This is a genomic window from Corallococcus macrosporus, assembly GCF_017302985.1.
GTDB lineage: Bacteria > Myxococcota > Myxococcia > Myxococcales > Myxococcaceae > Corallococcus > Corallococcus macrosporus_A.
The window spans coordinates 363179-381074 of record NZ_JAFIMU010000010.1 but is presented as its reverse complement, the minus strand read 5'-3'; the positions used below and the strand labels follow the sequence as shown (position 1 = coordinate 381074).

Sequence of the window (17896 nt, the reverse complement as noted above, 5' to 3'; positions counted from 1 at the left end):
GGACCTGCGACTCCTTGGAGGGGGGCCTCGCGAACGCACGGGAAGGCGGTGTGACGGCTTCCCGGACTCGTGAGCGCGCGGGATAGTAGACAGTCCCTCCGACACGGCCGCAGCGATTTGCTCACAGGGGCCTGGTTGTCAGCCCGCTCGGGCACGCGCACTCGCGAACGATGTGAACACTCCGGGAATTCCGCTCCACGCCCGGTGTCTTGTGACGTCTCTCAGCGGTGTTTCACCGTGGTGGTGGAAACGCTCGCGCCGGATGTTTCCACTAGACTTCGGGAATGCCTGAGTCCTCCCTGATCCGCGAAGCCGTGCCGACCGATGCCGCGCGGCTCACGCAGGTGTTGCGCGACGCCTTCGAGGAATACCGGGGCCGCCTGGATCCGCCCTCCAGCGCGCACGACAAGACGGAGGCCGTGGTGAGGCGCGAGCTTTCGGACGGCGGCGCCTTCGTCGCGGAATTGGACGGCAGCCTCTTCGGCTGCGTGTTCTTCCACCCGAAGTCGGACCATCTCTATCTGGATCGGCTCGCGGTGCTGCCGTCCCACCGGGGCCGGGGCGTGTCGCTGCGCCTCATGCAGGCGGTGGAGTCCCGCGCGCGAGAGCTGGGCCAGACGCGAGTGCGCCTCTCGGTCCGGCTCGCGCTCACGTCGCACCATGCGTGGTACGCGCGACAGGGCTACGTCTTCCATTCGCACGGCACGCACGCGGGCTACACGTCGCCCACGTTCCTGGTGCTGGAGAAGGTGCTCTGACTCAACCCCGAGGGGGCAGAGCGATGCGGCGGCCCTCCCGGTCACTCTGGAGCGCGGCCTGGATGACGCGCACGGTGTCGCTCGCGCTCAGGGCCGTCACGGGCACCGGAGCGCCGTGAATGATGGCGGCGCCGAGCTGCCGGTAGAACTGACCGTAGTCACCGGGCACGGTGGCGACGGTTTCCCCCGAGGACAGCAACCGGCCATGGCGCTCCGAGGGCTCGCGGCCGAAGTCCGGGTGGCCGGGACGCAGGCCCGCTTCGAGCTGGCCCTCCTGCGGATCCAGCGCGGACTTCACGTACGCATCCCGGTCTCCCTGCAACACGAAGCGGGGCCACGGGTCATGCACCACGGAGCCCGAGTGCAGCACCACGCGCAGCGTGCCGTAGCGAAGCACCAGGTGGAACCAGTCCGTACCCTGTGCGCCCGGACGCTGCTGGCCCAGGTCGGCGGCCACGGACTCTGGAAGGCCGAAGAGCTGCACGGCCTGATCAATGAGATGCGAGCCCAGGTCCCACAGCGTGCCGCCTCCGGGAACGTCCTGTTCCTTCCAGCGCGCCTTCACCTGGGGTCGGAAGCGGTCGAAGTGGCTCTCCAGGCTGTAGAGCGTTCCCAGCCGCCCCTGCTCCAGCAACTGGCGCACGGTGAGGAAGTCGCCATCCCAGCGCCGGTTGTGGAACACGGTGAGGCACAGGCCCCGCTCCTTCGCGAGCGCGTCCAGCCGAAGCGCTTCGTCCGCGTCCAGCGCGAAGGGCTTCTCCACCACCACGTGCTTGCCCGCGCGCAGCGCCCGCTCCGCGAGCGGCGCATGCAGCTCATTGGGTGTGCACACGACAAGCACATCCAGGTCCGGATCCGCCAGCAGCGACTCCACAGTGCCGGTGCGAACGCCCGGCCAGTCGCGAGCCACGGCCTCCGCGCGGCTCGAAGCCACGGCGGCCAGGGTGAACGCGGGCTCCGCGGCGATGAGGGGCCCATGGAAGCGCGAGCCGGACAGGCCATAGCCGAGGAGGCCCACCCGCAGCGGGGAGCCAGGGACACGAGCGGAGGTCATGGACCGGAGGGTAGCGGGAAGTGGCCCCGGTGCGGACATCCGCGAGGGCCTGCCCCTGCCGCCTTCCCGACATCCGCGCGACCGACAGGCCGACAGCGGTCGGTCAATCCATCCCGCGATCCGAAGCGCGGCTCGAAGATGCACGCCTCGAAAACGCGTCACGTGAAGCGCAGCGGTGGGCCGAGCGGATGGGCTTGAGCGGAAGCCAGGGCGGGCTCATGTGCCGAGGCCCCCCTGCCGGGAGCGAGGTCCACCAACTGGTCCAACAGTCGGACCAGTTCGCATCGCCCGCCACCCGAGACCGCCTGGCCCTGCCAGGGATGGGGGATGGATTGCCCACGCGTCCATGTCAGACCCCTCTGGTTGGATGGGCGAAGCATGGGCGAGGAGGGGGACGGTGATGGTGCGGGTAGGTCTCGTGGCGTACGTGGAGGAGCAGATCGAGCGGGACATCGCACTGAGGAGGCTGCCGAGGAACGGGCGGTTGGCTTCTGAGCGGGTGATGGCTGGCTGGTATGGGGTGAGCCGGGGCACGGTGCGCGAGGCCTTGCGGCGGCTGGCGGCGCGGGGCCTGGTGGTGCAGCGCTCCGGGCGCCAGGCGCGTGCGGTGGCGCTGGACGAGTCCCTGACGCTGGAGAACCTGGGCCTGGCGCTGCATAACCCGCGCTCCGAGGAGTGCCGGCGGCTCTTGGAAGGCTTCTTCAGCCTCAAGCGGCAGGTGCTGGTGGAGCTCCTGGCCGACTGCTGCGCGAGCGCCGCCGAGTCACAGGTGGGCCAGTTGGAGTCCGTCTGTTACGCGCTCTCGGACGCGGCGCGCTGGTACCCCGGAGAGCGCTGTGCCCAGTTGGAATTCGAGTTGCTGCGACTGGCGGCCCAGACGGCTGCGCGTCCCGGGCATTTGCTCCTCATCCAATCGCTGCAACGGGCATTTAGAGGCATTGCGGCGCGGCTGCTGCCCTTCATGGGCGGCGAAGCCCTGAGCCAATGGGCCAGGTGCGCGATGCATGCCCTGAACGAGCGTGACATGCAGGCGCTTCAGCACCAACTGCCGGTGATGCTGAAGGCGTGCGATGAGCGGGTGCTTGACCAGTTCGCCCCTGCTCCCCAGAAGCATGAGGCCCCAGACGACCCCCTCGCCCAGGAGTGCCTGCCCGACGGCCCCGTGTCAGCTCCTGCGCGGGTCGATGCGCCCGATGCGCGTCCCCCTGAGCCGGCCCGCATCATGGAACCCGGCAGCGGGGCGCTGCTGGTTCCACAGGCGAAGCCTGATGAGGGCGGGCTGCCTCCTGGCCCTCAGCGCCCCGGGGTTCCTCAGTGTCCGGGGGGGAGTGACCGGGACGTCCTGGCACCTCGCCAACACTGCGATGATGCGGACCCCGGATGGCCACGGCCGAGTTGAGCGCTGGTGGACACGCTGGGCATCCGACACATCGTGTTCGCTGCCGACGACATCGAGGGCGTCGTTGCCTGCCTGCGTGCCCATGGCGCTGAACTCGTTGGTGGGCTGGTCCGGAACGAGAACCGATATCGGCTCTGTTCCGTCCGCGACCCTGAGGGCATCATCGTCGCGCTGGCCGAGCAGCTCCGCTGAAGCGGTCGTCGCACGCGACCTCGCCCACCTGGGGCAGTCGCTCCTGGAGTCCGTCATGGATACCGTGCCCATCATCGACGTCCGAGCTCTCGTCGACGCCTCATCGAGTCCACAGGCCCGAAGGGAGGCCGCCGCCCGCCTGGGCACGGCATGCCGCCACACCGGCTTCTTCTACGTCGTGGGCCATGGGGTGGACGTGGGGCTCCAGTCCCGGCTGGAGACGCTGGCTCGGGACTTCTTCGCGCGGCCAGAGGCGGAGAAGCAGCGGGTGCGCATGGCGCTTGGCGGCAGGGCCTGGCGGGGGTTCTTCCCGGTGGGTGGGGAGCTCACGTCGGGCCGGCCGGACCGCAAGGAGGGGCTGTACTTCGGCACGGAGTTGCCGCCGGACGACCCTCGCGTGCGCGCCGGCACTCCGCTGCATGGTCCGAACCTGTTCCCACGGGAGCCGGAGGGACTGGGCGGCGCGGTGCTGGAGTACATGGCGGCGCTGACGTCGCTGGGGCACTCGTTGATGTCCGGCATCGCGCTCAGCCTGGACCTGGAGGCGGACTACTTCGCCACCCGGTACATGGCCGATCCGACGGTGCTGTTCCGCATCTTCAACTACCCGCCAGGCCCGGAGGTGGACGCGGAGGGGCTGCCGGTGTGGGGCGTGGGCGAGCACACCGACTACGGTGTGCTCACCATCCTCAAGCAGGACGACGCGGGCGGGCTCCAGGTGAAGACTCGCCAGGACGGACACACGCGCTGGGTGGACGCGCCGCCGGTGGAGAATGCGTTCGTGTGCAACATCGGCGACATGCTCGACCGGATGACGCGCGGCGTGTACCGCTCCACTCCGCACCGCGTGCTCAACCGCGCGGGCCGCGACAGGCTGTCGCTGCCGTTCTTCTTTGATCCGGACTGGACGGCGGAGGTGCGCGCCATCGACTCGCCCGCGTTGAAGGACGCCGGCGCGGATGACCACGCGGAGCGCTGGGACCGGCAGAGCGTGCACGCCTTCCGGGGCACGTATGGGGACTACCTGCTCGGGAAGGTGGGGAAGGTGTTCCCCGACCTGCGCGCGGAAGTGCAGTAGCGCCTCAAGTCCAGAGCGACTGCTCCAGCGTGTCGAGCAGCGCGAGTCCCTCCGCGGGAGAGGGCAGGCCCGCTTCGGCGCTCAGGTGCGCGTCCAGCGGCACGGCCACCTCCTCGCGCAGCACCGCGATGGCCTGACGCCGGGCCTCGTTTAGTGAAGCCTGTTGCTCGGCGGAGAGGGCGGGCCGGGCCCACGCGTCGATGTCCCAGGACAGGCCCGCGTGCCGGGTCTCGTCGTCCGCGATGCGCGCCATGGCTTCGCGAATCTCCGGGTCCTTCGCGTGCAGGGCCTGATGGTGCGCCACCAGCGCGCCATAGGTCTCCCGCACGCAGCCCTCCACGGTGTTGTCGAGCAGCACCTCGTCCAGCGGACGCAATGGCAGGCTGGTGACGGCGGGAGGCACGGGCGTGGCGCCGAAGCGGAGGGCGAGGCGGGCGGTGGCGCCGGTGTGGCGTACCTCGTCCCGTGCGCTGGCCAGCGCCGCGGCCTGCAACTCACGGGTGGCACCGTGCAGGGCCAGTTCGTCATGCAGGCGCAGGAACGCGTGGATGGCGGCGGCCTCCAGCCGGGCGGCCTTCGCGAAGTAGTCGCCCCGCGCGTCCTCGCAGCCGCCGTCCGGGGCGCCCTGGAGTCCGACGGGCCTCCGGCCGACGACGCAGTCGGGCTTGCCTTCCTTGAGGGGGAAGGTGCCTTCCTCCGTCACGACGCCGGACGGCGTGACCTTCAGGTCGTGGCGGGTCTCGTACACGTTCGTTTCGCAGTCGTAGTCCTGGATGCTGACCACGCTGAAGCTCCCGTCCGGAAGGGCCCGCACCTTGCCGCGCTCATAGGCGGGGTATCCGCACAGGGCATAGCCCGAGGCGTAGGCCAGGAGCGCGGCCTCCTCGGGGGTGTCGATGCTGCCCAGCAGGGCCCGGACGGACTCCGGGGGCGTGTACGCCGTCACCTCATCCCCGCGGGTCGTGACGAGGAAGCCCTCCGAGCACTCCATGCTGAGGCCACAGATTCGCGGGAAGCCTCGAGTGACACCCAACGCTTCCACTCGGTCCAGGCACGCCCGCGGATCCGAAGCCGTCGCGCAGGCTTCTCCTTCCGACGTCCGGAGGTGGTCGTCATAAGGGGGAATCCGGTCGACATCGCGGAGCTGGATCGCATCCGGAGCAGGCTCGATGGTCAGCCCGGTGATGACGGGGAGGCCGTTCGCACACGCGACGTCCGAGTGCTGGCTCAGGTCGACAGGCTCCGGCTTCGTCGGTGGGGGCTGTACGACGGGCTCCGTTCCGCATCCCGCGAGGAGCAGCGGCGTGGCCAGGGAGGTGCGCAGGGCGCGGGAGAAGAGAAATCGCAGCCGGTCGGCGTTCATGAATCCCTCGGAGGCAAGGCGCGAGCCCCAAGCCCGCCCCACTTGGACACGCGGCCCGGGCAACCTGGGACATGGACCTCGTCAGGCCCAGAGTTCCTGCTCCAGTGAGTCCAGCAGCGCCAGCCCCACCGCCGGTGAAGGCAGCCCCGCGTCCGCTGTCAGGCGCGCGTCCAGTGGCACCGCCACCTCCGCGCACAGCTCGGCCAGCGCCTGCCGCCGGGCATCGCGGAGCGTGTCGCGCTCGGCTGGGGACAGCTTCGGTGCGGCCCACGTGTCGATGTCCCACGACAGGCCCGCGTGCCGGGTCTCGTCGTCCGCGATGCGGACCATGGCCTCGCGGATCTCCGGGTCCTCCGCGTGCAGCGCTTGATGGTGGGCCAGCAGCGCGCTGTACGTTTCGCGCACGCAACCCTCCACGGCGTTGTCGAGCAGCACCTCGAGCAAGGCCCGAGGCGGCACGTCGGCCACGGAGGGCAGGGGAGGTTCGGCCCCGAAGCGACGCGCGAGCCGGGTGGTGACCTCCGCGTGCCGGACCTCATCCGCCGCGCTGGCGAGCGCCGCGTCCTGCAAGGCCTGACCCGCACCGTGCAGGGCCAGCTCCTCGCGCAGCCGGAGGAAGGCGTGGATGGAGGCGGACTCCAGCCGGGCGGCTCGCGCGAACCAGGCGCCGAGGGCGTCCTCGCAGGAGCCCTGGGCCACCACCTCCTGGAGCCCCACGGGCCTTCTGCCGGGGTAGCAGCCGCTGTCGCCGTACTTGACGATGATGGGTTCGTATTCGACGACCTCGCCAGACGAGGAGACCCGCACCGGAACCCGAGCCGTCCAGGTGCCCTCACCACAGGCATGGCCGTTCTGCACCAGGACCGTGAAGCCCTCGTCGGGGTTGACGCCGACTGCTGGGGGGAACTCGGTGGGTGAGCAGACGTCGTGGCCCGCCGCGAATGCCAGGAGGGCGGCCTCCTGTGCCCGGTCGATGGTGCCCAGTACCTGTCTGAGGGAATCCATCGTGTTGTAGGTCCGCACCTCGTCGCCGCGCGTGGTCACCACGTAATAGGCAGTGCAAATGCCCATGGGAAAACCAGCACAAACACCTTGAATGCCTTCCTCGCCTCCGTCCTGCGCCTGGAGCGCCTTGAGGCAGGCCTCCTTGTCGAGAGCCGTCTCACAGGCTTCCCCCGTGGAGAAGATGGGCAGGAAGCCCGGAAACCGCTTCCACTCCGTCTGGACTCGCCAGCGTCCGTTGAGCGGCCGGCGTTGCGCGCGGTTGAAGACGAACCCCCAGCGGTACGAGTACCGCCTCCATTCGACGAAGTCCGGCGCGGGCACCATCCAGGCCCTGTCGATTTCGGGGACGCCGTCGACGTAGGAATATCCTTCTCGGGTAGGAGCCTCCTCGCACCGGATCCGGCGGTAGTTCGTCGCCAGGAGTCCAGGGGGCACGTCCGGCTTCACGTGCCGTTCACCGTGGCATCCGGCAATCACAAGCGGCGTGGCCAGTGAGGCCTTCAATGCCTTCGCGAACAGGTGCCGCAATCGCTCCACGCTCAAAGGAGACTCCCTTGACGTGAACCCTATCAGACAAGGCAGACGGGCGATGCACGCAGAAACGCGCATCGCCCGTGGGCCTTCAGTGGAATCCGTGAGGCTTTACGCCCCCGCGTACTTGCGGCGGAACTCGTGGATCTCCGCCAGCCGGAACGTGCCGGGCTCCGGGGCGATGGCCTCCGGCGCGTCGTAGGGCAGGTTCATCAGCCGCTCGTACTCCTCCACCGACACGCGCTCGCGCTTCGCCAGCACCGTGTCCAGGTCCGCGCGGGCCATGCGCTCCGCCGCCTTCTCACCCACGATGCCGGAGAAGAACTCCGCGCAGGAACCGCTGCCGTAGGACAGCAGTCCAATGCGCTGGCCCGCCAGCGCCGCGCCCTCCGCGTGCAGTTGGCCCGCGAGCGCCAGGTACAGCGACGCCGTGTAGACGTTGCCCACGCGCGCGTTCAGCCCCAGCGACTTCGCCACCTGCGCGTCGTAGCTGGCCTGCGACTTCGCCGCCTCGTCGCGCGCTTCCGGCGTGGCCGGCCCGCTGCCCGAGTCCTCCAGGTCGCACAGCCGCACCTGCGCGTGCGCCTTGCGCGCCATCTTGCAGAAGGGCACGTGGTAGAGGATGCGCGCGAGCTGCTCGCTGGGCAGCTTCGAGTCCCACCGCACCAGCCCCTGCTCCATGGCGCGCTCGCGCCAGCCCCGGTACGCGCCCGCCATGGCGTCCAGGTAGCAGCTGATGGAGTAGTGCCCGTCCACCAGCGCTTCCCGCCGGCCCACCGGCCGCCAGAAGTCGTACACGTCCGCGGTGCTCACGCCGTTGAGCCCCACGTCCAGCGCCAGGAGGTCCGGCGTCTCCGACACCAGCAGCGCCACCGCGCCGCCACCCTGGGTGGGCTCGCCCGCCGTCTTCAGGCCGTAGCGCGCGATGTCCGTGCACACCACCAGCGCGGAGCGGCCCGCACCGGCGCCAGACGCGATCCACTCCGCCGCCGCCATCAGGCCCGCCGTGCCGCCGTAGCACGCGTGCTGAGAGTCGAACGTGCGCATGGCGCGCGGCAGCTTCAGCAGGCCGTGCACATGCGACGCGATGGGCTTCGAGTGGTCCACGCCCGTCTCGGTGCCCACCACCAGCATGCCCAGCTTCGACGTGTCCACGCCCTGCTGCTGGATGAGCCGCGCGGCCGCCGTGGCCGCCAGCGACACCGAGTCCTCACCCGGGTCGTTGACCGCCATCTCCTTCGCGCCCAGGCCCGCGGTGAACTTCGCCGGGTCCACGCCGCGCGCCCGCGCCAGGTCCTCGATGTCGATGTACCGCCGGGGGACCGCCACCGCCAGCGCTTCGATTCCAACCCGCTTCTTCATGGGGAGCTCCTCAAGTCAAAAATGGTCGCGAATCCAGAAGGCCTCACGCCGCCGGCGGCACCAGCACCAGCCGGCCCGCAACCTCCCGGTTCTCCAGCCGGAAGTGCGCGCGGCCCGCGTCCGCCAGCGCCACCTCTTCCGACACGAAGGGGCGGATGAGGCCCTTGGCCGTCAGCCGCAGCGACTCGTCCAGCTCCTCGCGCGTCGTCGCGTACGCGCCAAGAATCTCCAGCTCCTTCACGATGACCAGGCCCGGGTTGAGGTTCACCACCCCCGACTCCAGGTTGCCCACCACCACCACGCGGCCACCGGGCGCCATGGCCTTGAGCGTCTGGTCGAAGGTGGCGCTGCCGACAATCTCCACCGCTACGTCCACGCCCTGGCCCTGTGTGCGCTTGCGCGCCTCCGAGCCGAAGTCCAGGCCGCGCGAGACAATCACCTCGTCCGCGCCCGCCTCCTTCAGCGCCGCCACCTTCGCCTCGCCGGAGGTGATGGCGATGACGCGCGCCCCGTCCACCTTGGCCAGCTGCACCGCCGCCAGGCCCACGCCGCCGCTGGCGCCGGTGATCAGCACCGTCTCCCCGGCCTTCACCTTCGCCCGCGTGCGCAGCGTGTGCACGGCGGTGCCCAGCGTGCAGCACACCGTGGCGGCCACCGCCCAGGGCAGGTCGGAGGGCACGCGGCCCAGGCCGCGCACCGGGGCCACCATGAACTGCGCGTAGCCGCCCTGGAGCTCCTCGCCGAAGAAGCGGTTGTCCGTCTTGCACAGGCTGTTGCGGCCGGAGAGGCACAGCGCGCACTCGCCGCAGGACATGCGCTGCAGCGTGGCGGCGCGGTCGCCCACCTTCCAGCCCACCGTGTCCGGGCCCACTTCCACCACCTCGCCCGCGGCCTCGTGGCCCAGGATGGCGGGCACGTGCGTGCGGGGCAGGTTGCCGCGGCGGTTGATGACGTCGTGGTAGCAGACGCCGCACGCGTGGACCTTCAGCAGCACCTCGCCCTTGCCCGGCCGGGGAACCGGCACGGTCTCCAGACGCAGGTTCTCTGCACTCCCGAACTGGCGAAGAACGACAGCTTCCATGCGGTGCCTCATTTCCGTGCTGCGAAAAAGGGATGAGAAGGGCTTCAGCCGCCGACGAGCGCGTCGCGCAGGTTGCGGGGGTCCAGCGCGCGGATGGCCGACACCGTGCGCGCGTCCGGAAGCGAGGTGACGGGCAGGGCGTCCGGCACCGCGAACTCGAAGCCGGTGCGCTCGGCGATGCCGTCCACCGTGGCCCACGGATGACGCGACAGCAGCCGCGCGCCCCGGGGCCCGCCCAGCTCGAACGTGCCCAGGTCGGAGATGAGCCGCACCGGACGGCTGGGGTCGCGCGTCGTCGCCACCTGCACCTGCGGGACGAGGTTGCGGCGCGACTGCCGGGGCACCAGCAGCACGGGGTTCTTCACCCACTGGCGCAGCGTGGCCGCGCCCGCGACGCCGGGGAACTTGGTCCGGGGCTTCTCCAGGCTGCCGGACGCCGTCATGTTCGTGCGGCCCGCCGGGTCCACCTCCGCCGCGCCGAAGAACACCGTGTCCACCCGGCCTCGCCGCGCGTGGTCGAAGAGGTCCGCGATGCTCACCTCCGCGGACCGGCCGTCCAGGTAGCGCAGGTCCTCCGACGACGGGTACAGCTCCGGCAGCGCGGGGTCCAACGAGCCCACGCATGCCAGGTACGTCAGCCCCGGCGCATGCGTGGCCCGAGCCACCGCGATGGCCAGGATGACCAGCGGCGACGCCACGCCCGTGGCCACCACCGAGCCATCTTCAATCTCCCGCGCCAGCAGCGACACCACCGTCTCCGCGGGCGTCGCATCCACCGTCATCGCCGTCATGCCGCGCTCCTCTTCCGCCAGCAGCGACACCACCGTCCTCGCGTCCACCCTGGCCGCCGTCATGCCGCGCTCCGCGTCGCGCGCAGCGACATGAGGAAGCCCTTCGCGTCGCCTGCTTCCGCCGCGGCCAGGTAGGCCGCCAGCATCGCGTCGTCATGCGGGTACTGGCCCAGGCACCCCGTGGGCAGCGCGCCGCCGGGGGCGAGCACCACGCGCTCCACCTGGAAGGCCGGGATGGTCACGCGCGCAAGCTTCGGCACGCGCTCCTCCACCGTGGCGATGATGCGCTTCGCCGCGCCCGCGACGAGCAGGTCCGTGGTGGGGTCCTCGATGAAGAGGTTGCCCTTGTCGTCCGCCGCCCGAGCGTGGATGAGCGCCACGTCCGGGTAGTAGGCGGGCTCCACCGGCACGCGGCGGCCGGTGAACGGATCCTCCACCGTGCGCGGCGCGTCCACCTCGGCCAGCTCGGAGACGTCCGCGTCCGGCGCGGGGATGAAGGGCAGCCCCATGGACGCCGCGCGCAGCCGCTGCACCACGCGGTAGCCGTCGTGCTCGCGCCATTCAAGCTCGCCCGCCTCGATGGCCCGCTTGAGGCAGGGCAGGGGACGCACGCGGTTCTCCAGCACCAGCGCGCCGAAGGGCAGCTCCACGCGCTGGAGGCACCCGCCCGCCACCAGGAACTCCGCCGGCAGCGGGTTGGGCAGGGAGATGAGCTGCAGGCCGCGCTTCTCCTGCGCCACCAGCTCCAGCACCAGGGCCATGGGCGCGCGGCCCAGCATGAACCCGCCGGCCGCGAGCGACGCGCCGTCAGGAATAGAGGCCACCGCCTCCGACAACGCACTCCACCGGGCGCGGTTCACTGGGGCTCCTCCCCAGAGCCGGAGGCGGAACCGTAAGCGGCGCGCGGCACCACGCGGAGCGCGGGCGCGTCCTGGTCATCCGTCGCGGGGGCCGGGGCCACCGCGCCCAGCCCGGCGCCCGGGAAGAGCAGCTCCACCATGCCGTCGGCGATCTGCTCCTCGGAGAGGCGCCCGTCCGGCTTGAACCACTTGTAGACCCAGAGGATCATCCCCAGGAACGAGAAGGCCGCGACGGTGGGGTCCACCACGCCGCGCAGGCGGCCCAGGCGGTTGGCCTCCGCGAACGCGTCCTCCAGGAAGCGCACGTAGCGCTTCTTGCGCCGGTCGATGTACTCGCGCGCCTCGCCGGTGAGCGTGGCGTGCTCGTGGAGGATGATGATGACCTCCTTGCTGCGGCCGCTCGTCACCAGGTGGATGTTGTGCCGCATGCACTGGCGCAGCCGCTCCACCGGATCCGCGACGTCCTGAACGGGCGCGAGGACCTGCTCCTCGAACACGTCCATGCCGTAGTTCATGATGGCGAAGAGCAGCTGCTCCTTGTTCTGGATGTGGTGGTAGAGCCCCGCCTTCGTCATCCGGCACGCGGCGGCGATCTCCTGCATCGACGTGCCCTCGTAGCCGCGCTCGCAGATGAGCCGCGCCGCCGTCTCCAGGATGGTCCGGTACCGCTCGCCCTCGTCCGGTTTGCGCCCCGTGGGTGTCATGCGTGCCTTCCCTCGCCGGCCTGCCTGCTCCTGCCGGGCTGAAACCACCTACCGACCGGTAGGTCACTTCACCTACCGACCGGTAGGTAGCACTGCCCGACGCAGGCCGTCAATGGGCAAGCGCTGGGGTGCAGGTGGGACAAAAGCTTTTGGAAACAAGGACTTGGGCCCACCCAACGGGTTAGGTTGCGGGTCACCCATGCGGTCCACGCTCCTGCCCATCCTCCTCCTGTGCGCCGCGCTGGCGAGCGTGGGGGTGGGGGTCTGGACGCTGGTGAAGCGCAGCCGCACGGCCCTGGTGGAGCAGTTCGCGGGGGACCGGCAGAAGCAGCTGGACGAGGCGGTGGGCGGCGTCACGGACTCGCTGGAGGAGGTGGGCCGGAACCTGCGCTTCGCCGGGGAGCTGATGTCCCAGCCGGGGAGCCTGCCGGAGCACCGGCGGGAGCTGCGCGCGCTCCTGGAGGCGGTGGGCCAGTACAAGGCCATCGCGGCGTATGACGGCGAGGGCGTGGAGCGGCTGTTGCTCCTGGACCGCAAGCCGGACCCGCAGCTGTCGCGCGAGGAGCTGGTGGCGGAGATGGCGGGCACGGCGCGCCGGGCGTTGCAGCGTCCGCCGGGGGACCTCACCACGTCCCCCATCCTGGACGCGGCCAACGGCGGCTGGCTGCGCATCCTGGCCACGGCGCTGCCCGCGACGGACGGAAAGCCCGAGGGCGCGGTGGCGGTGCTGGTGGACACGGAGTCCTTCTTCGCGCCGCTGCGCATCGTCACGTCGGACCTGGAGGCGCGGCTCTTGCTCGTGGGCACGCACGGCCAGCCCACGCCCGCGAGCGACCCGGGCCTGGCGGAGTGGTTCCGTCGCGCGAGCCAGAAGGACTCCGGCGTGCCGGGCTTCGCGTTCCTCGTGACGCGGCTGAAGGCCGGCGCTCGCGGCATGCTGCCCCTGTCCGAACAGGAGGCGGAGCGGCTGGGGCTGGGGCGCGCGGAGGTGGTGGCCGTCTACACGCCCATCCGCATGCGCGGCGGCAGCCACTGGGCGGTCGCGACGCTGGTGTCCACCGCGGCGCTGCGTTCGCACGAGCAGTCGCTGGTGGTGCGGCTGTTGGGCGCGGGCGCGCTGGTGGCGTTCTTCCTGGTGGCCTTCGCGGTGTACGTGGTGCTGGCGCGGCGTCGCGCGGTGGCGCTGCGGGAGAGCCGCCGGCACGCGGCCCAGCTCGCCGCGCTGCATGACCGGACGCGAAAGATTCTGGACCACATCCCCACGGGCGTCCTCGCGCTCACGGCGGACGGGCGGATCAGCGCGGTCAACCAGGCGCTGCGCTCGCGCGTGCCCGGCAACGTGACGGGAGCGCCGCTGACGGCCGCGTTCCCCGGGGCGCCGGCGCCGGTGGTGGAGCGGCTGTCGGCGCTGGTGGCGTCCGCGCGACAGGAGGACCGGCCGCTGAGCCTGCTGGGTGAACCGCTGGCGCTCTTTGGCGAGGAGGGCACGTACAACCTGCACGCGGTGCCGCTCACGGCGGAGGACCCGAGGGAGGAGGCGCGCGCGCTGCTGGTGGTGGAGGACCTGAGCGACGTGCGCGCGCTGGAGACGCAGCTGCTCCGCGCGGAGAAGCTGGCCACGGTGGGCGTGCTCGCGGCGGGCATCGCGCATGAGATCGGCACGCCGCTGGGCGTGGTGCGCGGCCGTGCGGAGTACGTGCAGGGGAAGCTGGGCCCCTCACACCCGCAGGGGCCGGGGCTGGGAGTCATCGTCGAGCAGATCGACCGGGTGAGCCGCACGCTGCGCCAGTTGCTGGACTTCTCACGCCTGCAGCCGGCGATGGTGCGGCCGGTGTCGCTGGGACCGCTCGTGAAGAGCGTGCATGAGCTGCTGCAGGTGGAGGCGGAGCGGCGGCGGGTGAGCCTGAGCGTGGACGTGCCGGAGTCGGTGCCCGCGCTGGCGGCGGACGCGGATCAGCTCCAGCAGGTGCTGATCAACCTCACGCTCAACGCGTGCGACGCGTGCAGTGAGGGCGGGAAGGTGGAGGTCTCGGCTTCCGCGCTCGCGGGGCCGGAGGAGGGGACCTGGGGCCTGGTCGCGCTCACCGTGCGCGACGACGGGTGCGGGATTCCGAAGGAGCGCCTCAACCAGGTGTTCGATCCGTTCTTCACGACGAAGAAGCGCGGCCAGGGCACGGGGCTGGGGCTGACGATGGTGGCCCACGTCGTGCGCAACCACGGCGGCCGGGTGGAGCTGGAGAGCACGCCGGGACAGGGCACCCGCGTCACCGTGCTGTGGCCGGTGGCCCGCGCCGTCCCAGAGGAACGCCATGCCGAGCGACTTGCCGTCTGACGCCCGCATCCTCGTGGTGGACGACCATGTGGAGATGGGGCGCATGCTCCAGGAGCCCCTGGCCGACGCGGGCTGGACGGTGGACCTGGCCACGGGCGGCCAGGAGGCGCTCGGCCTCATCCGCTCGCGCGTGTACGACGCGGTGCTGACGGACCTGCGCATGGAGAAGGTGGACGGCCTGGACGTGCTGGCCGCCGCGCACGCGGTGGATCCGGAGCTGCCCGTGCTCCTGATGACGGCCTTCGGCGGCGTGGAGAGCGCGGTGGAGGCGATGCGCCGGGGCGCCTACCACTACTTCACCAAGCCCTTCCGCCTGGACGAGGTGCGCCTCTACCTGGGCCGAGCGCTGGAGGACCGCCGGCTGCGCGCGGAGCACCGGGCGCTGAAGCAGGCGTCGCAGGAGCGCTCGGGGCTGGGCGCGCTGGTGGGCCGCAGCGCCCCCATGCGCGGGCTGTACGAGCTCATCGACCGGGTGGCCCACGCGGCGGCCCCGGTGCTGCTGCGCGGCGAGAGTGGCAGCGGCAAGGAGCTGGTGGCCCGCGCGCTCCACTTCGAGGGGCCGCGAGCGCCCGGGCCCTTCGTGGCAGTGAACTGCACCGCGCTGCCGGGGCCGCTCCTGGAGAGCGAGCTGTTCGGCCACGTGAAGGGCGCCTTCACCGGGGCGACCGCCGTCAGGCGCGGCCTGTTCGTGGAGGCCCACGGCGGCACGCTGTTCCTGGACGAGATTGGCGACATGCCCACGGAGCTCCAGGCGCGGCTCTTGCGCGTGCTGGAGGACGGAGAGGTGCGCGCGGTGGGCTCGGACGCCAGCCGCACCGTGGACGTGCGCGTGGTGGCGGCGACGCACCAGGACCTGGAGGCGCGCGTGAAGGAAGGGCGCTTCCGCGCGGACCTCTTCTACCGGCTCAACGTCGTGACGCTGCGGGTGCCGTCGCTGAAGGAGCGCCGGGAGGACATCCCGCAGCTGGTGGAGCACTTCGCCGCCCGCTCCCGGGCGCGCAACCCGCGCTCGCGCGTGACGTCGCTGTCACCGGAGGTGGTGGCCGCGCTGGGCGCCATGCCCTGGCCGGGCAACGTGCGCGAGCTGGAGAACCTGGTGGAGCGGCTGGTGGTGCTCTCTCCCAGGGAGACGGTGACGCTGGAGGACCTGCGGCCCCACGCGCCGGTGCCTGAAGCCGCGTCCCCGCTCGAGCAGGCGCAGGAGGGCGTGTGGACCCTCCGCAAGCTGGAGGGGGAGTACATCCACTGGATGGTCCAGCACTGCGGCGGGAACAAGACCCGCGCCGCGGAGCTGCTGGGCATCGATGTGTCCACCATCCATCGTCGCGAGCGGGAGCGGTAGGCGGCCGGCATGGCAATCCGCCACGGGGGGCTGGCGGATTGCCACGGTCCACTGGCGATCACTCCCCGGCCCCGGGGGGCGGTGGTTCCGGCATGTAGCTTGCTGTGACGTGGGGCCGTGGCGTCCCTGCGCACAACCCGGGCCTTGCTGCTCGGTGCGGATGAGTCCCTGGCGTCGCTGCTGGCGGACGTGCTGGGCGACCTGGGCATCGCCCTGTTCCTGGACGCGGGCGACGCGGCCCGGCCGGACCTGGTGCTGGCGCACGTGGAGCGCGGGGAGTCCATCCTCCCGGTGCTGACGCGTGCGCGCGCCTGCGCCGCCGCCGCGCCCGTCGTCGTGCTGCTTCCCTTCGCGGACGAGCGCCTGGTGTCACGCGCCCTGTGTCAGGGGGCCCGGGCATGTTTCGCGCTGGGCCGTCCGCTCGATGAGCTTCGCGCCCTCCTGCGCTCGCACTTTCCCTCCTTGGAGACCACCCATGGGTGAACCGATGGCCGTCGTCACCGTGCTGCGTCCCGTTGTCCCCCTGCGTGAAGTGGAGCGCCGCCCGGTGGCCGCGCCGGAGCCGCTGGTGGCCCCGGTGCCGGACGCGGGGGAGCCCTCCCTCTTCCAGGCCGGCCAGGTCCGCGTCACCCGCGACCGGCTCGTCGTGGGCGCGCAGGCCTGGGCGCTGCGCGACGTGCTCCAGGTGGAGACCGCGCGCCGCACCCCGAAGGTGTGGCCCTACCTGCTCGCGGTGGGCCTGGGGGCGGTGCTGGGCCTGCCGCTCCTGTCCTGGCTGTCCGTCAGCGTCACGGCGTTCCGGGGGGCCTACGAGGCGGGGCTCGTCTTCACCGCCCTGGGCTTCTTCGCGTCCATGGCCGCGCTGCTCGTGGTGGAGGACACCCACTACCTGGTGCTCGGGCTGCCGGGCGGCGCGCGCCGTGTCTTCGGCAGCCACGACGCCCAGCTCATCGCGCGGCTTGCGGGGACGGTGCGGGCCGCGTGCCCCCGGCCGTGAGCTGCTCGCGCACCTGGGCGACGATTTCAAAGGAACGCAGCCGCGCGGCGTGGTCGTAGATCTGCGCGGTCACCATCAGCTCATCGACGCCGGTCTGCTCCAGGAGGGACTGGAGCCCCTCGCGCACGCTGTCCGGTGAGCCCACGACGGTGCACGCGAGCATGTGCTCGATCTCCGCCAGCTCCATCTCGTTGAGCTGACCGTCCAGGCTGTCCACCGGCGGCAGCAGCGGGCCCGGGCGGCCCCGGCGCAGGTTGAGGAAGGCCTGGAGCAGCGACGTGAAGAGGCGCTGGGCCTCCTTGTCCGTGTCCGCGGCGAAGACGTTGACGCCAATCATCGCGTACGGCTTCTGGAGCACGTCCGACGGGCGGAACTGCGTGCGGTACAGGTGCAGCGCGCTCATCATCTGCGCGGGCGCGAAGTGCGACGCGAAGGCAAAGGGCAGGCCCAGGGCCGCGGCCAGCTGCGCGCTGTAGGTGCTGGAGCCCAACAGCCACAGGGGCACGTGCAGGCCCGCGCCCGGCACCGCGCGCACGGCCTGGGTCGGCGTGGGGTCCTTGAAGTAGCTCTGCAGCTCCACCACGTCCTGCGGGAAGCTGTCCGCGCCCCCCAGTCCCCGGCGCAGCGCGGCGGAGGTGCGCTGGTCCGTCCCCGGCGCGCGGCCCAGCCCCAGGTCGATGCGGCCGGGGTAGAGCGTCTCCAGGGTGCCGAACTGCTCCGCGATGATGAGCGGCGCGTGGTTGGGCAGCATGACCCCGCCCGCGCCCACGCGGATCGTCTTCGTGCCCCCCGCCACGTACCCGATGACCACCGACGTGGCCGCGCTGGCGATGCCCGTCATGTTGTGGTGCTCGGCCAGCCAGAAGCGCTGGTAGCCCAGGCCTTCCGCGTGGCGGGCCAGGTCCAGGGTGTTGCGCAGGGCCTGGCCGGGGTCGCCCCCGGAGATGACGGGGGACAGGTCGAGGACGGAGAAGGGGATCATCGCGGGGGACCCTCGCGCCATGGGGGGCGGAAAAGCCCTTCGATAGCCAGGGCCCCCGGGGTTTT

General features: G+C 71.4%; 17 protein-coding genes. 8 read left to right on the top strand and 9 right to left on the bottom strand.

Going from position 1 to position 17896, the window contains the following annotated elements:
* Positions 1-284 precede the first annotated feature (284 nt).
* Positions 285-758: a GNAT family N-acetyltransferase gene (locus tag JYK02_RS32300; protein WP_207056741.1), complete on the top strand. Its 474-nt coding sequence runs from the start codon at positions 285-287 to the stop codon at positions 756-758.
* 1 nt (position 759) lies between these two features.
* Here JYK02_RS32300 and JYK02_RS32295 read toward each other — a convergent pair whose 3' ends face one another.
* The gene (locus JYK02_RS32295) at positions 760-1812 is read right to left on the bottom strand and encodes an oxidoreductase (protein ID WP_207056740.1); all 1053 of its coding nucleotides are present in this window, start codon (positions 1810-1812) and stop codon (positions 760-762) included.
* Between the two features lie 400 nt (positions 1813-2212).
* Here JYK02_RS32295 and JYK02_RS32290 point away from each other — a divergent pair, with 400 nt between their 5' ends.
* From JYK02_RS32290 to JYK02_RS32280, 3 genes are read left to right on the top strand one after another with little or no spacing between them, the layout of a single operon-like run.
* Complete coding sequence (locus JYK02_RS32290; protein ID WP_207056861.1) at positions 2213-3211, top strand: FadR/GntR family transcriptional regulator; 999 nt, start codon at positions 2213-2215, stop codon at positions 3209-3211.
* Between the two features lie 6 nt (positions 3212-3217).
* Entirely contained in the window at positions 3218-3403 is a 186-nt protein-coding gene (locus tag JYK02_RS32285) for a VOC family protein (RefSeq protein ID WP_207056739.1), read from the top strand.
* 55 nt (positions 3404-3458) lie between these two features.
* The gene (locus tag JYK02_RS32280; protein ID WP_207056738.1) at positions 3459-4481 is read left to right on the top strand and encodes an isopenicillin N synthase family dioxygenase; all 1023 of its coding nucleotides are present in this window, start codon (positions 3459-3461) and stop codon (positions 4479-4481) included.
* A 4-nt stretch (positions 4482-4485) separates the two neighbouring features.
* On the opposite strand, the gene JYK02_RS32275 is transcribed toward JYK02_RS32280, so the two are convergent.
* The 7 genes from JYK02_RS32275 to JYK02_RS32245 all read right to left on the bottom strand — a co-directional run bounded on the left by JYK02_RS32275 (position 4486) and on the right by JYK02_RS32245 (position 12178).
* A complete protein-coding gene (locus JYK02_RS32275; protein WP_207056737.1) occupies positions 4486-5844 on the bottom strand; it encodes a ferritin-like domain-containing protein in 1359 nt (452 codons plus the stop codon).
* Positions 5845-5925: 81 nt separating this feature from the next.
* A complete protein-coding gene (locus JYK02_RS40595; protein WP_347402640.1) occupies positions 5926-7386 on the bottom strand; it encodes a ferritin-like domain-containing protein in 1461 nt (486 codons plus the stop codon).
* A 105-nt stretch (positions 7387-7491) separates the two neighbouring features.
* Positions 7492-8742, bottom strand: a complete 1251-nt coding sequence (locus JYK02_RS32265) for a hydroxymethylglutaryl-CoA synthase family protein (RefSeq protein ID WP_207056735.1) — start codon at positions 8740-8742, stop codon at positions 7492-7494.
* A 43-nt stretch (positions 8743-8785) separates the two neighbouring features.
* Complete coding sequence (locus JYK02_RS32260) at positions 8786-9823, bottom strand: zinc-binding dehydrogenase (RefSeq protein WP_120587968.1); 1038 nt, start codon at positions 9821-9823, stop codon at positions 8786-8788.
* A 44-nt stretch (positions 9824-9867) separates the two neighbouring features.
* Positions 9868-10614, bottom strand: coding sequence for a CoA-transferase (locus tag JYK02_RS32255; protein WP_207056860.1), 747 nt, complete (start codon positions 10612-10614; stop codon positions 9868-9870).
* Between the two features lie 59 nt (positions 10615-10673).
* Positions 10674-11474, bottom strand: coding sequence for a CoA-transferase (locus JYK02_RS32250; RefSeq protein WP_207056734.1), 801 nt, complete (start codon positions 11472-11474; stop codon positions 10674-10676).
* The gene (locus JYK02_RS32245) at positions 11471-12178 is read right to left on the bottom strand and encodes a TetR/AcrR family transcriptional regulator (protein ID WP_207056733.1); all 708 of its coding nucleotides are present in this window, start codon (positions 12176-12178) and stop codon (positions 11471-11473) included. The genes JYK02_RS32250 and JYK02_RS32245 overlap by 4 nt, the downstream gene beginning before the upstream one ends.
* A gap of 199 nt (positions 12179-12377) precedes the next feature.
* Between JYK02_RS32245 and JYK02_RS32240 the strand changes: the two genes are divergently transcribed.
* The 4 genes from JYK02_RS32240 to JYK02_RS32225 all read left to right on the top strand — a co-directional run bounded on the left by JYK02_RS32240 (position 12378) and on the right by JYK02_RS32225 (position 16849).
* The gene (locus JYK02_RS32240) at positions 12378-14510 is read left to right on the top strand and encodes an ATP-binding protein (RefSeq protein WP_207056732.1); all 2133 of its coding nucleotides are present in this window, start codon (positions 12378-12380) and stop codon (positions 14508-14510) included.
* A complete protein-coding gene (locus JYK02_RS32235) occupies positions 14488-15852 on the top strand; it encodes a sigma-54-dependent transcriptional regulator (RefSeq protein WP_431603512.1) in 1365 nt (454 codons plus the stop codon). Before JYK02_RS32240 ends, JYK02_RS32235 begins: the two co-directional genes overlap by 23 nt.
* 117 nt (positions 15853-15969) lie before the next feature.
* A complete protein-coding gene (locus JYK02_RS32230; RefSeq protein WP_207056731.1) occupies positions 15970-16335 on the top strand; it encodes a DNA-binding response regulator in 366 nt (121 codons plus the stop codon).
* Positions 16328-16849, top strand: coding sequence for a DUF6232 family protein (locus tag JYK02_RS32225; protein ID WP_207056730.1), 522 nt, complete (start codon positions 16328-16330; stop codon positions 16847-16849). The genes JYK02_RS32230 and JYK02_RS32225 overlap by 8 nt, the downstream gene beginning before the upstream one ends.
* Here JYK02_RS32225 and JYK02_RS32220 read toward each other — a convergent pair.
* On the bottom strand, positions 16800-17831 hold the full coding sequence (locus JYK02_RS32220; protein WP_207056858.1) for an LLM class flavin-dependent oxidoreductase: 1032 nt from the start codon (positions 17829-17831) through the stop codon (positions 16800-16802). The genes JYK02_RS32225 and JYK02_RS32220 overlap by 50 nt on opposite strands.
* Between the last annotated feature and the right edge of the window lie 65 nt (positions 17832-17896).

Excerpts from the sequence above, each read along its gene's own strand:
- JYK02_RS32300 (WP_207056741.1), top strand. The coding sequence starts at position 285 with ATGCCTGAGTCCTCCCTGATCCGCGAAGCCGTGCCGACCGATGCCGCG.
- JYK02_RS32295 (WP_207056740.1), bottom strand. The coding sequence starts at position 1,812 with ATGACCTCCGCTCGTGTCCCTGGCTCCCCGCTGCGGGTGGGCCTCCTC.
- JYK02_RS32290 (WP_207056861.1), top strand. The coding sequence starts at position 2,213 with ATGGTGCGGGTAGGTCTCGTGGCGTACGTGGAGGAGCAGATCGAGCGG.
- JYK02_RS32280 (WP_207056738.1), top strand. The coding sequence starts at position 3,459 with ATGGATACCGTGCCCATCATCGACGTCCGAGCTCTCGTCGACGCCTCA.
- JYK02_RS32275 (WP_207056737.1), bottom strand. The coding sequence starts at position 5,844 with ATGAACGCCGACCGGCTGCGATTTCTCTTCTCCCGCGCCCTGCGCACC.
- JYK02_RS32265 (WP_207056735.1), bottom strand. The coding sequence starts at position 8,742 with ATGAAGAAGCGGGTTGGAATCGAAGCGCTGGCGGTGGCGGTCCCCCGG.
- JYK02_RS32260 (WP_120587968.1), bottom strand. The coding sequence starts at position 9,823 with ATGGAAGCTGTCGTTCTTCGCCAGTTCGGGAGTGCAGAGAACCTGCGT.
- JYK02_RS32255 (WP_207056860.1), bottom strand. The coding sequence starts at position 10,614 with ATGACGGCGATGACGGTGGATGCGACGCCCGCGGAGACGGTGGTGTCG.
- JYK02_RS32245 (WP_207056733.1), bottom strand. The coding sequence starts at position 12,178 with ATGACACCCACGGGGCGCAAACCGGACGAGGGCGAGCGGTACCGGACC.
- JYK02_RS32240 (WP_207056732.1), top strand. The coding sequence starts at position 12,378 with ATGCGGTCCACGCTCCTGCCCATCCTCCTCCTGTGCGCCGCGCTGGCG.
- JYK02_RS32235 (WP_431603512.1), top strand. The coding sequence starts at position 14,488 with ATGCCGAGCGACTTGCCGTCTGACGCCCGCATCCTCGTGGTGGACGAC.
- JYK02_RS32225 (WP_207056730.1), top strand. The coding sequence starts at position 16,328 with ATGGGTGAACCGATGGCCGTCGTCACCGTGCTGCGTCCCGTTGTCCCC.
- JYK02_RS32220 (WP_207056858.1), bottom strand. The coding sequence starts at position 17,831 with ATGATCCCCTTCTCCGTCCTCGACCTGTCCCCCGTCATCTCCGGGGGC.